The sequence below is a fragment of the Nocardioides sp. L-11A genome, from assembly GCA_029961745.1.
Taxonomy (GTDB): domain Bacteria; phylum Actinomycetota; class Actinomycetes; order Propionibacteriales; family Nocardioidaceae; genus Nocardioides.
In genome coordinates this window covers 177,015-190,394 of the sequence record CP124680.1, presented here as the reverse complement: position 1 = coordinate 190,394, position 13,380 = coordinate 177,015, and the positions used below count along the sequence as shown (strand labels likewise).

Below are 13,380 nucleotides of genomic sequence, written 5' to 3'. Positions count from 1 at the left end.
GAAGTTCGTGGGGTGATTCATACGAGGTCCTCCTGGATGTGGACGATCCGGCTGCGGACCCACTCGCCGAGGCCTTTGGCCTGGGGGTCGAACCGGGTGGACGCGGCGACGCCGTCGCCGAGCAGGCCGTGGATGACGACGTTCACCGCACCCAGGTTGGGCAGCACGTAGACGTCGACGTCGAGGTCGCGTGCCTCGGGGATCAGCTCGCGGATCTTGCGGTCCTTGACGATCTTGGCGAGCCACTGGACGCGCGCCTCGTAGCGCTGCGAGCCGTCGTTCTTGACCCACAGGCCGAGGTTGGCGTTGCCCCCCTTGTCACCCGAGCGGGCGTGCACGAAGGTGCCCAGCGGCATCCGGCGGGTGATCGTGTCGGCCGGGGCCGGGTACGGCGAGGGCCGCTTGCCGACCTCGGGGTCGAGCTCCGCGGGGTCGGCGAAGGTGGTCGGGTCGGCGATCACCTCGCGGGTCCCGTCGTGGTGCACGACGGTGTGCTCCACCGCAGCCCTGTCGACGTACTCGGGGCGGTAGATGCCGAACGGACTGGGCTTCTGGGGCGGCGTGGTCATCGTGAAGCCGGGGTAGCTGGCCAGCGCGAGCTCGACCGCCGGGCCGGTGAACGGCTTGCCGAGCGGGCCCGCCTCGGGGTCCTTGCCGATGCAGCGCAGGATGACCGAGGCACCCTCCTCGGTGTCCGCATCGCCCGTACGTGCGGGGGTCTGGGTCCAGGTGACGTCGGCCGCGGTGAGCTGCGGGTCGAGCTGGCTGCGCAGCCAGTCTGCCTTGGCGTCGATGTCGAGGCCGGTGAGCACGAACTCCACCTGGTTGCGGTAGCCGCCGAGCGTGTTGACCGCGACCTTGAGCTGCTCGGCGGGCGCGGTGCCGGTGACGCCGGTGATCTCGACCCGGTCGGGAGCCTGCTGGTGCAGCCGGATCGAGTCGAGCCGGGTGGTGACGTCGGGGTTGAGGTAGCGCGTCGTCTGGATCTCGTAGAGCAGCTGCGCGGTGACGGTGTCGACCGTGACCGCGCCGCCGGTGCCGGCGTGCTTGGTGATCACGCTGCTGCCGTCGGCGGCGATCTCGGCGATCGGGAAGCCGAGCGGCGTCGTCATCGGGGCACCGGCCCGGAACAGGTCGGTGAAGCCGGAGAAGTTGCCGCCCGTGGCCTGGGTCCCGCACTCGATGACGTGGCCCGCGACGACCGCTCCGGCGAGCGCGTCGTGGTCGGTGGGCGTCCAGCCGTGGTGGGCGATCGCGGGTCCGACGACGACGCTCGCGTCGGTGACCCGTCCGGTGACGACGACGTCGGCGCCGTTGCTCAGCGCGGACGCGATGCCGAAGGCGCCCAGGTAGGCGTTGGCGGTGAGCGCGCCCTCGAACAGGCCGGCCGAGCGGAGGTCGTCCCCCTCGACGTACGCGACCTTGGCAGCGGTGCCGAGCCCCTGGATCCTCCGCGCCAGCCCCGCGGGATTGAGCCCGCCGGCATTGCTGACGATCTTCACGCCCTTGTCGAGCGCGAGGCCGAGCGTGTCCTCGAGCTGCTTGAGGAAGGTCCGCGCGTAGCCGAGGTCGGCGTCGCGCAGCGTGTCCATGCCGAGGATGAGCATGGTCAGCTCGGCGAGGTAGTCGCCGGTGATGACGTCGACGTCTCCTCCCTCGAGCTGCTCGCGCAGCGCGGAGAGGCGGTCGCCGTAGAAGCCGCTGCAGTTCGCGATCCTCAGCGCCGAGGTCATCGGGGATCCCGCCCGCCGCCGGCCGGGCCGGCGAAGGCCTGGGCGATGGTCAGCCACTTCTCGGCGTCGTCGCCGACCGCCTTCAGCTCGGTGTCGTCGCGGTGGATGCGCTGGGTGACGAGCTGGCAGAACTCGTAGGCGTCGCCGGTGACGCGCTGCGCGGCGTCTTCGGGCCCCCAGGTCCAGACCTCGCCGCTGGGAGCGGTGAGCTCGACCCGGAACTCCTCGGCCGGGGCGTCGAGGCCGTTGTTGGCGTAGGCGAAGTCGCGGGTGCGGACACCGATGTGGGCGACGTGCTTGATCCGGTCGGTCACCGCGGGCCGGACGCCGATCGCGTCGTAGACGTCGAGCGCGTGGGCCCAGGTCTCCATGAACCGCGCCGTCGCCATCGAGGTCGGCGACATCGGCGGGCCGAACCAGGGCAGCTTCTGGCCGTCGGGGTGCTCGCGGAGGGCCGCGATGAGCGCGGGGCGGGCGGCGTCCCACCGGGCGAGGAGCTCGTCGGGACCGGCCGCGCCGATGCGGAGGGCCTCGGTGTCGACGAAGCCGGTCGGGTCCTCGATGGCGGTGAGGACGACCGCGTCCCAGGCCTCCTTGCCCGCGTCGTCGCGGAGCGCGCCGGCGGCGAGGACCGCGACCTCGTCGGTCCACAGCAGGTGGGCGATCGTGGTCGCGACGTCCCAGCCCGCGGCGGGCGTCGTCGTCCGCCAGGCGTCGGCGTCGAGAGCGGCGACCGTCGTACGGAGCTGGTCGCCCTCGGCGCTCAGGTCGGCGATCACGTCGTCGAGGACACTCATGCGTCGTCTCCTTGCGGGTTGCGGAGCGCGGCGTCGAGCGTGCGCGCCCACTCGGTGAGGATCCGGCGGCGACGGCGGGCGTCGTCGCCGAGCGTGTTGGCCAGCCCCAGACCGCGCACCAGGTCGAGCGTGGCCTGCACCAGCTCGCGCGCACCCGGCTGCGACTCGTCGATGTCGAGCAGCTCGACGGTGAGCCGGTGGGTCTCGCGGCCGAGGTGCTGCTCGAGCGGCGCGACCGCCTCGTGCAGGTGGGCGTCGGTCCGGGCCGCGACCCAGAGCTCGAGCGCCGCGGTGAACACCGTGGACGCGAAGTGCTCGCCCAGCATCTGCACCACGGCCTCGGTGCGCCCCCGGCCTCGCGGCAGCCTGGCCACGGCCGCCTCCAGGTCGGAGCCGCGGATCGCGGTCAGGTGCGCGACCGCCGCGACGACCAGGTCGTTCTTGGTCGGGAAGTGGTGCAGCTGCGCGCCCCGGCTCACGCCGGCGCGCTCGGAGACCAGCGTGGTCGTCGTCCCCCCGAAGCCCTTCTCGACCAGCAGCTCGACGGTCGCGTCCATCAGCCGCTGCCGCATCACCCGGGTGCGCTCCTCCTGGGGGACGCGGGTGGCGGCCGGCGTGCTCATGCCCGTCAGCATGCCGCCGGACAAACAAACAGTCAAGCCTGACTTTAAGTTCCTCCTAGGGTGGGGTTGGGTGAGTGAGAGTGACGTCCGGGTCACGCTCACCCACCCGACTCGGTCAGTCGATCCGCGCCACCAACGGCAGCCGGCCCCGTGCGCACAGCCCGACCGCGGCCGCGGTGAGCAGCGGCAGCCCGACCACCACGACCGCGAGCAGCGGCCACGGCACAGCGAGCAGGGTCGCGCCGTCGCCGTCGCGCGAGAGCGGTCGGCTCACGGCGATGCCCGGGATGAAGCCGATCGGCGCGCCGAGCAGGGCGCCGACCAGTCCGACGACGAGGGCGTACGCCGCCGCGACCCGGCGGCGGGTCCGCGGCCGCGCGCCGACCGCGGCCATGGTGGCGAGGTCCGGACGGGCGTCGGAGAGGGCGAGGAAGGTGGCGGTCACCGTGCCGCCGAGCATCATCACGCCGCCGAGGACGGCGAGCACCCATTGCAGGATCCGCACGGCCGGGTCGGGCTCGAAGCCGCGCTCGACGTAGAGCTCACCCGTGCCGGGCACGGTCGCCAGGGTCTCGGCGAGGTCCTCCTCGGCGGCTTCGCCGACGGTCGGCGCCACGACCAGCGCGGTCGTGGCTGTCGTCAGGCCGAGCTCCTCGGCGAGCGCCGGGGGCACGATGCCGGCGGCCGCCGGGAGCGCGGCGGGCGAGCGCACCAGGGTGACGTCCACGTCGCGGGACCGCTCGTCGAGGATCTTCTCGGTGACGTCCTCGGTCACCCGGACCACGGCGCGCAGCCGGTCGGGAGATGCCTCGGAGCGGCCCAGCACGACCAGGCGACCCGCGGCGAGCGCGTCCTCGGCCGCCGCCTGCTCGGTCGGCGCGAGGCCGACGGCCGACGGCACGGTCGTGCCGACGAGGAAGGAGGAACCGAAGCTGCCGAACGTCGGCAGCACGAACGGCTCACCGTCCGACTCGAACGACAGCTCCGTCCAGGCCCCCTCACCGGCACCGCGGACACCCGCGATCTCGTCGATCTCGGCACCCGGAAGGCGCTGGGCGAGCACCCCACGGACCGTGGCGGGGTCGGCGCTGCCGTCGACCGGCAGGGCGGCGTACCCGTGGGCGAGCTGCGGGTCGTAGTCCCGCTCGTCGGCCGCCTGCTGGCTGCTGAGGGCGATGCCGAGGGCGACCACGCCGGCGACGGTCGCCCCGACGGCGGCCACGGCGGGGACCGTCCGGGTCCGGTGCCGGGCCGCGTCGCGGGCGGCGAAGCGCAGGGCCAGTGGGAACCGGCGGGCCACCCTGCCCACCGTCACCACGGTGGTCGCGACGAGCAGGATCATGCCGACCACCGACAACAGGGCCGACGCGCCGACCAGCGCCGGCGAGGCGCCGCTCGCCCGGGAGCCGGCCAGGCCCGCGAGCAGGCCCGCGGCGATGAGGACGAGCCCCAGCAGCGGCGAGCGCCGCGACGCCCGGCCCTCTCCGCGCCGGCCGGCGAGCACCGCGACGACGTCGTTGCGGGACGCGGAGTACGCCGGGACCACGGCGGCGAGCACGGCGGCCGCGAGACCGAAGCCCGCGACCCCGAGCAGCACCACCCACGGCACCTCGAACGGCCCGAACCAGGTGCCCTGGAAGCGCTGGGCCACCGGGACCAGCAACGCACCGACCCCGATGCCGAGCACGGTGCCGAGAGCGCCGCCCAGCAGGCCCACCACGACCCCCGAGGCGAGCACGGTACGCCGGGCCTGCGCCGGGGTGCCGCCGGCCGCGGCGACGAGCGCCAGGGTGCGGGCCTGGGCCCGCGCCCGGACGGCGAAGGCCGGCCCCGCGAGGAGAACCACCTCGAGCAGCACCATGGTCACGACCAGCACCAGTGCGGTCAGCGCGGTCTCGTCGGCCGGCTCGTCGCTGACCACCTCCGGCGGCAGGGCGCTGGCGGGCGGCGGGTCGGAGAGCACCTGGCGGGAGGCCGCGAGGAGACCCACGGCGTTGAGCGCGCGGACGTCGTCCCAGCTCACCGGGGCGCCACCGACCAGCCACTGCGGTGGGGCGTCGGGCATGCCGATCGCCCCCGGGAGCACCGCCGCGACGGCGTCGTCGCGGGTCGTGGCGCTCTCGACGATCCCCACGATCCGCAGCTCCGTGCGGGTCTCGCCGTCGGCGCTGCGACGCAGCGCGGTGAGGGTCTCGCCGAGTGCGGGTCCGCGGCGGACCAGGGCGGGGTTGACGACGACCTCGCCGGTGGTGCGCGGCAGCCGGCCGTCCTCGAGCCGGAACAGGCCACGGGCCAGAGGATCGGCGAGGTCGGTCTGGGTGACGACGACATCGCCGACGCCGCGGTCGGTGGCATAGGAGAGGTACTCCCGGTCGATCGGGAGGAGCGGCCGGCCGGCGCCCAGCACCTGCTGGACCTCCGCCGCTGTCGAGACGTGCTCCTCCTCGCCGACCCAGGAGGTCGTGCCGTCGGGGTCGAACGACTGCAGCACCTCCGTCGTGCCGCTGCCGTAGACCAGCGCGGCCGCCGTACCCATCCGGCGCTCGACGCCCTCGGCGCCGGTGACGTTCGCGGTCCGCCACACGACCGCGGCCGCCGCGACGGCCAGCACGGGCAGGCAGACCAGGACCAGCATCAGGGCGGTCTGCGCACGGCGGCGCAGCGCCTCGCGGCGGGCCAGGCGCAGCGCGATCCGCCAGCCGGCGACGCGCGCACCGCCGCGGGTGGGACGGCTCATGCGTCGGCCCGCTCGGTCAGGACCTCGACCCGGTCGGTGCCGGTCTCGTCGACGACGACCCCGTCGCGCAGGAAGACGACCCGGTCCGCCCACGCCGCGTGCCGCGCCTCGTGGGTGACCAGCACCCCGGCGGCGCCCGCGTCGCACCGGGCTCGCAGCAGCCCGAGGATCCCCTCGCCGGTCTCGGTGTCGAGGGCACCGGTCGGCTCGTCGGCCAGGATCAGCCGCCGCTCGCCGACGACGGCGCGGGCGATCGCCACGCGCTGCTGCTGGCCGCCCGACATGTCGTCGGGGAAGCGCTCGGCCAGATCGGCGATGCCGACCTCCTCCAGCGCCCGCAACGCCTCCTCGCGGGCGGTCCGGACCGACACCCCGTCGAGCTCGCGGGGCAGGGCGACGTTCTCGGCCGCGGTCAGCGCCGGGATCAGGTTGAAGCCCTGGAAGACGTAGCCGATCGACGTACGCCGCATCCGGGCGCGCTCCTGCTGGCCGAGGCCGACCAGGTCGGTGCCCTCGACCAGGACCGCTCCCGAGGTCGGCTGATCGAGGCCGCCGGCGATGGTCAGCAGGGTGGACTTGCCGGAGCCGGACGGGCCCATCACCGCGACCAGCTCGCCCGCGTGGGCGGCGAAGGAGATCCCGCGCAGCGCGTGGACCTCCCCGGCACCGCTCCCGTGGACCCGGGTGACGTCGGTGAGCTGCAGGACGGCGTTCATCTAGATTCCTTCGGGGAGAGTCGTCGGTCGTCGCGGATGCGCTCCAGGCGGGCCCGCGCGTCGGCGAGCCAGCGCCGCTCGGCGCGGTCGAGGCGGCGGACCTGGTCCTCGTCGCGGGCGTTCATCGGGTTCCTCGCGCGGGCGCCTCGCCGACCGGCAGGGTCCCGGCGTCGGTCGGGCGGGCGGCGTCGCGGCCCTGCTCGACCGCGGCCCGCCGCAGCCGGGCCTCGCAGTGGTCGAGCCAGCGGATCTCGGCCTCGGCACCGAACACCAGCGAGTCGAGGACCAAGCTCCACGCGAGGTCCGCTCGCTCGGCCCCGTCAGCACCGGCGGTGCCGTCGGCCGCGCGGCGCTTGAGCCGGGTGTAGTCCTGGAGCGCCGCCATGGTCGCGCTGCGCTGCTGCTGGATCACGGTGCCGACGTCGACGCCGGGGACCGTGACCGCGAGCGCCAGCTTGATGGCGAGCTCGTCGCGCGGCGGCTGGGTGCGGGCGACCGGCGTGGTGAACCAGCTCGCGACCTCGTCCCGGCCGCCGTCGGTGATCCGGTAGACGAGGTGGCCCTCCCCGTCCTCCCCCTCGGCGACGGCGAGGCCGTCGCGCTCCAGGCGGGTCAGGGTCGTGTAGACCTGCCCGACGTTGAGCGGCCAGGTGGTGCCGGTACGACGCTCGAACTCGGCGCGCAGCTGGTAGCCGTACATCGGCTCCTGCTCGAGCAGCGCCAGCAGCGCGTGCTTGACGGACATGCGGGACTCCTTGGGTGACTACATACCGGGTATACGAACTATATACCCGGTATAGCCAAGGCAGGGAACCGGCGCTGCCTCGTTTGCCGGAGCCGTCCACGGGGTAGCGGGCTGACGATGTCGGCCTCCGGAAGGGATCCCATGCTCCGCCTTCGCCTCGCCACCCTCCTCGCCCTCGTGACACTGACCGCGACCGGCCTGCTGACCGCCGTCGTCCCGGCCGGCCAGGCAGCGGCGCCCCGGGTGGACGGCACCGACGTGCCGAACCGCACCGACGTCGTCCGAGCGATCCCGGGCCTCAAGGGCGTCGCCCTGGGACGGTTCGCGAACCGGACGCTCTCCTACTACGACGGCGTCTGCTCGACCTGGGAACGGGTCGACGGGACCTCGGGCAAGGAGTTCGGTGGCGTCAGCACCACCGGTGACCGCGCGGTGAGCGCACGCGTGATCCAGTTCCCGAGCAAGGCGGCGGCCCGGCGGCTCCTCGCGACGTTCCGGGCCTTCGTGCGCGAGTGCGGCCAGCACTGGGCCGGCGTCGACACGGCGGTCCAGGCGGTGAGGCTGCCGAAGCTCGGCGACCAGCGCGTCGCCTTCCGCACCACCGAGACCTTCGCCCCGGAGAAGAACCTGCCGAACCGCAACCACCTCACCGCGGCGGTGCGCCAGGGCAAGCGCCTGCTCGTCCTCACCGTCGAGCTTCCGGACCGGGTCCGCACGGCCCCGTTCGTGCGGCTCGCGCGGGTCGCCGCCCGCAAGATGGGCTGACCCTCCGCTACCGCTCGCACCCCTGGCGGACCTCGCCGGTGCAGGAGTCCTTGCCCCGGCCGCCGACCACGGTGTCGTAGCCACCACGTCCGTTGAGCACGTCGTTGCCGGCACCGCCACGCAGTACGTTGTCGAAGGCGTCGCCGAGGATGAGATCGTCGTCGGGCGTGCCCCGGACCTCCTCGACCCCGGCGAGCGCGGTCCGGAGCCGCAGTCCCCCGATCTCGGTCTCGGCGCTGGCCAGGCCGGTGGCGAGGTTGACGTAGACGCCGGAGGTCAGGCCGGGTACGTACCCGTCGTAGAAGGTCGCCCGGTCGTAGCCCGGCCCTCCGTCGAACGAGCCGGTCCCCAGGGGCGCCCAGTACCGGTCGGCGCCCTTCCCGCCGCGGGCGGTGCCGACGCTGTAGAACCGGTCCGCGCCCTTGCCTCCGTCGGCGCTCCCGGCGCCGTAGATCGTGTCGTCGCCCCGGCCACCGAGCACCCGGGTCCGCGCGTCGCCGCAGATCAGGTCGTCGCCGTCGAGCCCGAGGACCACGTCGCGGCCCTTGCCCCGCCCGGCCACGATCACGTCGCGCCCCCGGGTGCCGACGATCCGGTCGTCGCCCTTCGACGGGTCGACGATCGTCGCGCGCTTGCCGGCGCACGTCGGCACCGGCGCCTGCGCCGGGGAGGGCGCCGCGCCGGCCAGTCCGCCACCGGCCGCCAGCACCGCGGCCGCTGCCGTGACCCGAGCCCTCCGCATCCCTGCCCCCTGTCGCACCAAGGCAGGATGTCATCGACGCTCAGATCAGTCGGTAGCGCACCCCCAGCGCGTCGTACGTCGACCGGGCCCGGCGGTCGCGGGTGATCAGCTCGACGTCGTGGTGCAGGGCGGTCGATCCGACCAGCCCGTCGTAGACAGCGCCGCCGTCGACATCCGCGGCGGCGAAGGTGGCGACCAACGCGACCTGGCGCGACTCGGGCAGGCCGATCACCTCGAGCCCGAGGCCGTCGAGCGCACGGGCCACGTCTGCCCCCTGCATCCGATAGCTGTCGTGCACGCGGGTCAGCACGCTGTAGGTCTCGAGCAGCACGTGGACCGGGACGGCGCTGAGCAGGGGCCACACCTCCAGGGCGGCGGCGTGATCGGGATGGCGCGGGTTGAGCGTGGGGACCAGGAGACTGGTGTCACAGGCGGCGCTCACGCACGGCCTCCAGCGTCTCGCGGATCATCTCGTCGGTGAGCGGCGGCGCGTCGGGCGGGAGGTTCTTGTAGACGATCCGGGGCGGCCCACCCTCGGGGAACTCGATCTCGACCTCGGCGCGCGGCAGCTCGATCTGCAGCCGTCCGTTGTCGAAGAACAGGTCGACCCGGGTGCCGCCGGTCAGCCCCATGGCCTCCCGGATCGCCTTGGGCACGACGATGCGCCCGGCACCGTCGATGGTGGCCTGCATGGCAACACTCATGGTTGGAATCCTACCATGTCTCCTGCCATCGAAGGGGTGCGCGAGACTGCCGCCATGGCATCGACGATCCTGATCACCGGCGCGTCCAGTGGCCTGGGGGCCGAGATGGCCCGTCAGTTCGCGGACCGCGGCTACGACCTGGCCCTGGCCGCGCGGCGCACCGAGCGGCTGACGGAGCTGTCCGCCGAGATCCGGGCGGCGCACCCCGGCCGCCGGGTCGCGGTGCGGGCGCTCGACGTGACCGACCACGCAGCGGTCTTCCGCGTCTTCGGCGAGCTGCGCGACGAGCTCGGCCGGCTCGACCGGGTCGTCGTCAACGCCGGCCTCGGCAAGGGTGCGCGGCTCGGCACCGGCCGGTTCGACGCCAACCTCGAGACCGCGATGACCAACGCCGTCGGCGCGCTGGCCCAGACCGAGGCCGCAATGGAGGTGTTCCGCGCCCAGGAGGCCGGGCACCTGGTGATGGTCTCGTCGATGTCGGCCCTGCGCGGCATGCCCGGCTCGATGACGACCTACGCCGCCACCAAGGCCTGCGTCGCGCACCTGGCCGAGGGGCTGCGGACCGAGCTGCACGGCACCCGGCTGCAGCACCGGATCAAGGTGACCGTGCTCTACCCGGGCTACATCCGGTCCGAGATGAACGACCAGGTCGCCCAGCGCACGCCGCTGATGTCCTCGACCGCGAAGGGCGTGCGGGCGATGGTCGCGGCCATCGAGACGGAGGTCGCCGACGCCTGCGTGCCCCGGTGGCCGTGGGCCGCGCTGGCGCCGGTGATGAGGCACGCCCCGCTCGCGGTCCTCAAGAGGCTGGTCTGACCCGGTCGCCGGCCGAGCGCGGCAGCACGATCTCCAGGTCCAGGCCCGCGGCCGCGTGCGCGAGTCCGCGGTGCCCGCCCGTGCGTGGGATCGCCGCGAGGGCGGTGGCGGCCACGAAGAGCAGCAGCACCGGCCCCGTCCATGTACCCGGGACGGCGAGCAGCACGATCATCGGGCCCACGCCGACGGCGAGCTTGACCAACCGGGCGAGCGGGACCGGGCCGCGGCGGGCGATGGTGCGCACGGACACCACCCACTCGCCGACGGTCCGGCCGCCGAGGAGTACGGCGGCCGCCTCGATCAGGCCCGGGACGCCCCACTGCAGCAGGCGCTCGGGCGTGGTGGGCAGGTCCTCGAAGGGGACCTCCACGACGTACAGCTGCACGGCCCGCCAGGCCACGGACAGGGCGGAGCCGAGCAGCACCACGAAGAGGACGTCGCAGACCATCCCGACCAGCCGTCGGCCCAGCGTGATCGTCGTCGGCCACACCACCTCCGGTCGCCTCCGGCGGATGAAGATCGCCGACACCAGCGAGCCGAGGGTGGCGCCGAGGGTGTTGAGCATCAGGTCGTCGACGTCGAAGAGCCGGTAGGCGCAGTCGTAGAGATGCCACACGCCGGTGGCCTGGGTGGTCTCGATGAGCAGCGAGACCCCGAATCCGAGGAGGGTGGCCACCACGACGCCGCGCCGCGCGATCCGTCGGACGAACCAGCCGAGCGGCACGAACAGCAGCACGTTGAGCGCCACCTGCAGGAACGCCGCGTCGTGCACCAGCGCGGACAGCCCGGCCCGCGACCCGAGGTCGCCCCAGTCGATCCCGCGCATCGTGTCGAACGGGACCGTCTGCCGCCCGACACAGGTGAAGTCGTCCCCCGCGGGCATGGGCAGCAGGGTGTAGGTCCACAGGGCCAGCGCATAGACCGCGCCGGAGAGCAGCACCAGCAGGTCGCGCAGCCCGAGCCGGCCGTCACGGCGGTACTCCACCGCCGCCACCGGCAGCAGCAGCACGACCGCGACCACGCTGCCGAGGGCCGTCGCGATGACCGCGTTCATCAGCTGGTCGGACATGCCGCTCCCCCTCCGTCAGCCTCGATCCGTGGATGGGCGCCGTAGCGAGCGGCACTCCAGGGGTGCGATCGCAAGGCGCGGTCGCGAGGGCAGTCTGGTTGCACTGGTGAGCGTCCGCAACGCCGCGAGGGCGCCGCTGGGGTGTCGCGTAGTAGGTGGCCATCCACGGATCGAGGCTCAGCGGTAGGTCACCAGCGGACGCGGCAGGTGCGGGTGCTCGTTGAACGTCAGCAGGCGCGCGCCGGTGGCGCCGACGATCACCCGGGTGACCGAGGTGTTGGCGATGACGGTGTTGAACCGCGCCCACACCGGGCCCACCGCTCCCGGCTCCGGTACGACGAGCAGCGCGGCCAGCGCGGCGATCACGCCACCCGACGTGACGACCAGGGTGGGGCCGGGGCGAGCGGCCGCGGCGTCGAGCGCGGCGCGGGCCCGGCCGACGAAGTCGTCGTACGGCTCGGGGTAGCCGCCGCCGGGGCCGGCGGCGGCCCAGTGCGCCGTCGAGACCTCGAACTGCTCCTGGAAGGCGCGTCGGTCGGTGGTGTGGTCGACGACTGCTCCGGTCGCTTCCGCGAAGCGCGCCAGGACGGCGAGATGGTCGAACTCGGCCCAGTCCTCGTCGACCTCGGCCCGCGGGGAGCCCGGGAGCCCGGTCCAGCCGGCACCCTCCGCGATCGCCTCCCACGTCTCCCGGTGGCGGCGCATGCCGCCGTGCACGACGCAGAGCGGCTCAGGCCCCTCCTTGGCGAGCCAGCGGCCGAGCACGCGCCCCTGCTCCCAGCCGTTCTCGGAGAGCACGTCGTAGTCGTCGGCGCCGAACGACGCCTGGCCGTGGCGGACGAGCAGCAGCACGCCCATCAGGCGTCCTCCTCGGGGGTCAGGGCGGCGATGACCTGCCGGCAGCGCGCCTCGAGATAGCCGACGGCCGGCCCGAACGCGGCGTACGCCTCGTTGGTGGTCTGGCCGTGGAAGTAGCGGTACCAGATCTGCTGGGCGATGACCGCGAGCCGGAACAGGCCGAACACCTCGTAGAAGCTCCATTGCGCGGCGGTCAGCTCGAGGCCGGTGCGGGCGCAGTAGGCGTCGACGACCTGGCGGCGGGTCCACATGCCCGGGGCGGTCGTGGGCTGGCGCCGGAAGAGGAGGAAGAACTCGTCGTCGCCGGCCTCCACCCAGTACGCCAGCGCGCAGCCGAGGTCCATCAGCGGGTCGCCGACGGTGGCGAGCTCCCAGTCGAGGAGACCGACGATCCGGCTCGGGTCGTCGGGCGCGAGCACCATGTTGTCGAAGCGGAAGTCGTTGTGGATCATCCGCTGTCCGACATCGGCGGGCCGGTGCGCCTCGAGCCAGCCGGTGATGTCGGACCAGTCGCCGGTGTCGTCGGTGCGCGCGTCGTCCAGCCGCCGGGTCCAGCCGCCGAGCTGCCGCGCGACGTACCCCTCGCCCTTGGCGAGCGCGGCCAGGCCCGGCACGGCGGCGACGTCGACCGCGTGCAGTGCGACCAGCAGGTCGACGGCGGCGTCACACAGCGCCGACGCCTGCTCGGGCGTGACGGGGAAGCCGAAGTCGCGCCGCGGGATCAGGCCGTCGAGCCGCTCCATCACGTAGAGCTCGCTGCCGATCGGGCTCTCCTCGGCCGTGCAGTACGCCGCCATCGCCGGCACCTGGTCGAAGACCGGCTTCAGCGCGGCCTGGATCCGGTACTCGCGACCCATGTCGTGGGCGCCCTTCGCCTTGGTGCCGACGGGAGGGCGGCGCAGGATCAGGTCCGGGCCGTCCTGCATCCGCAGCAGGTAGGTCAGGTTGGACGCACCGCCGGGGAACTGCCGCACCTCGGCGATCGGGCCACGGTCCAGCCAGGTCTCGACGGCGGCGACGTCGAAGGCGTCCTCCGCGCGGACCGGTCGCGACTCGTCGCCCACTCCGCTCACCC

General features: G+C 73.8%; 15 protein-coding genes. 2 read left to right on the top strand and 13 right to left on the bottom strand.

Annotated features, from left to right (window positions below; genetic code table 11):
• Nucleotides 1-17: 17 nt before the first annotated feature.
• The 7 genes from QJ852_00895 to QJ852_00865 all read right to left on the bottom strand — a co-directional run bounded on the left by QJ852_00895 (nucleotide 18) and on the right by QJ852_00865 (nucleotide 7,351).
• Nucleotides 18-1,733, bottom strand: coding sequence for a DUF1446 domain-containing protein (locus tag QJ852_00895; GenBank protein ID WGX97003.1), 1,716 nt, complete (start codon nucleotides 1,731-1,733; stop codon nucleotides 18-20).
• The gene (locus QJ852_00890; GenBank protein WGX97002.1) at nucleotides 1,730-2,530 is read right to left on the bottom strand and encodes a TIGR03084 family metal-binding protein; all 801 of its coding nucleotides are present in this window, start codon (nucleotides 2,528-2,530) and stop codon (nucleotides 1,730-1,732) included. Before QJ852_00890 ends, QJ852_00895 begins: the two co-directional genes overlap by 4 nt.
• Complete coding sequence (locus QJ852_00885; GenBank protein WGX97001.1) at nucleotides 2,527-3,153, bottom strand: TetR/AcrR family transcriptional regulator; 627 nt, start codon at nucleotides 3,151-3,153, stop codon at nucleotides 2,527-2,529. The genes QJ852_00890 and QJ852_00885 overlap by 4 nt, the downstream gene beginning before the upstream one ends.
• Before the next feature lie 115 nt (nucleotides 3,154-3,268).
• Entirely contained in the window at nucleotides 3,269-5,890 is a 2,622-nt protein-coding gene (locus QJ852_00880; GenBank protein WGX97000.1) for an ABC transporter permease, read from the bottom strand.
• The gene (locus QJ852_00875) at nucleotides 5,887-6,606 is read right to left on the bottom strand and encodes an ABC transporter ATP-binding protein (GenBank protein ID WGX96999.1); all 720 of its coding nucleotides are present in this window, start codon (nucleotides 6,604-6,606) and stop codon (nucleotides 5,887-5,889) included. The genes QJ852_00880 and QJ852_00875 overlap by 4 nt, the downstream gene beginning before the upstream one ends.
• Entirely contained in the window at nucleotides 6,603-6,731 is a 129-nt protein-coding gene (locus QJ852_00870) for a hypothetical protein (protein WGX96998.1), read from the bottom strand. Before QJ852_00870 ends, QJ852_00875 begins: the two co-directional genes overlap by 4 nt.
• The gene (locus QJ852_00865; GenBank protein ID WGX96997.1) at nucleotides 6,728-7,351 is read right to left on the bottom strand and encodes a PadR family transcriptional regulator; all 624 of its coding nucleotides are present in this window, start codon (nucleotides 7,349-7,351) and stop codon (nucleotides 6,728-6,730) included. The genes QJ852_00870 and QJ852_00865 overlap by 4 nt, the downstream gene beginning before the upstream one ends.
• 141 nt (nucleotides 7,352-7,492) lie before the next feature.
• Between QJ852_00865 and QJ852_00860 the strand changes: the two genes are divergently transcribed.
• Nucleotides 7,493-8,116, top strand: a complete 624-nt coding sequence (locus QJ852_00860) for a hypothetical protein (GenBank protein WGX96996.1) — start codon at nucleotides 7,493-7,495, stop codon at nucleotides 8,114-8,116.
• 7 nt (nucleotides 8,117-8,123) lie between these two features.
• On the opposite strand, the gene QJ852_00855 is transcribed toward QJ852_00860, so the two are convergent.
• Genes QJ852_00855 through QJ852_00845 form a run of 3 tightly spaced genes read right to left on the bottom strand, consistent with a single transcriptional unit; the run spans nucleotide 8,124 to nucleotide 9,562 of the window.
• Entirely contained in the window at nucleotides 8,124-8,858 is a 735-nt protein-coding gene (locus QJ852_00855; protein ID WGX96995.1) for a hypothetical protein, read from the bottom strand.
• A 40-nt stretch (nucleotides 8,859-8,898) separates the two neighbouring features.
• Complete coding sequence (locus QJ852_00850; GenBank protein WGX96994.1) at nucleotides 8,899-9,300, bottom strand: PIN domain-containing protein; 402 nt, start codon at nucleotides 9,298-9,300, stop codon at nucleotides 8,899-8,901.
• Nucleotides 9,284-9,562 (bottom strand): hypothetical protein, encoded by a 279-nt coding sequence (locus QJ852_00845; protein ID WGX96993.1) that lies wholly within the window; start codon nucleotides 9,560-9,562, stop codon nucleotides 9,284-9,286. Before QJ852_00845 ends, QJ852_00850 begins: the two co-directional genes overlap by 17 nt.
• Before the next feature lie 54 nt (nucleotides 9,563-9,616).
• On the opposite strand from QJ852_00845, the gene QJ852_00840 reads away from it, so the two are divergent.
• Nucleotides 9,617-10,378 carry an SDR family oxidoreductase gene (locus QJ852_00840; GenBank protein ID WGX96992.1) on the top strand — a complete coding sequence of 254 codons (762 nt, stop codon included), beginning with the start codon at nucleotides 9,617-9,619 and terminating at the stop codon, nucleotides 10,376-10,378.
• Here QJ852_00840 and QJ852_00835 read toward each other — a convergent pair.
• The 3 genes from QJ852_00835 to QJ852_00825 all read right to left on the bottom strand — a co-directional run bounded on the left by QJ852_00835 (nucleotide 10,362) and on the right by QJ852_00825 (nucleotide 13,378).
• Nucleotides 10,362-11,447 carry a VanZ family protein gene (locus QJ852_00835; GenBank protein ID WGX96991.1) on the bottom strand — a complete coding sequence of 362 codons (1,086 nt, stop codon included), beginning with the start codon at nucleotides 11,445-11,447 and terminating at the stop codon, nucleotides 10,362-10,364. The genes QJ852_00840 and QJ852_00835 overlap by 17 nt on opposite strands.
• 177 nt (nucleotides 11,448-11,624) lie before the next feature.
• The gene (locus QJ852_00830) at nucleotides 11,625-12,305 is read right to left on the bottom strand and encodes a histidine phosphatase family protein (GenBank protein WGX96990.1); all 681 of its coding nucleotides are present in this window, start codon (nucleotides 12,303-12,305) and stop codon (nucleotides 11,625-11,627) included.
• Nucleotides 12,305-13,378, bottom strand: a complete 1,074-nt coding sequence (locus QJ852_00825; protein ID WGX96989.1) for a phosphotransferase family protein — start codon at nucleotides 13,376-13,378, stop codon at nucleotides 12,305-12,307. Before QJ852_00825 ends, QJ852_00830 begins: the two co-directional genes overlap by 1 nt.
• Nucleotides 13,379-13,380 lie beyond the last annotated feature (2 nt).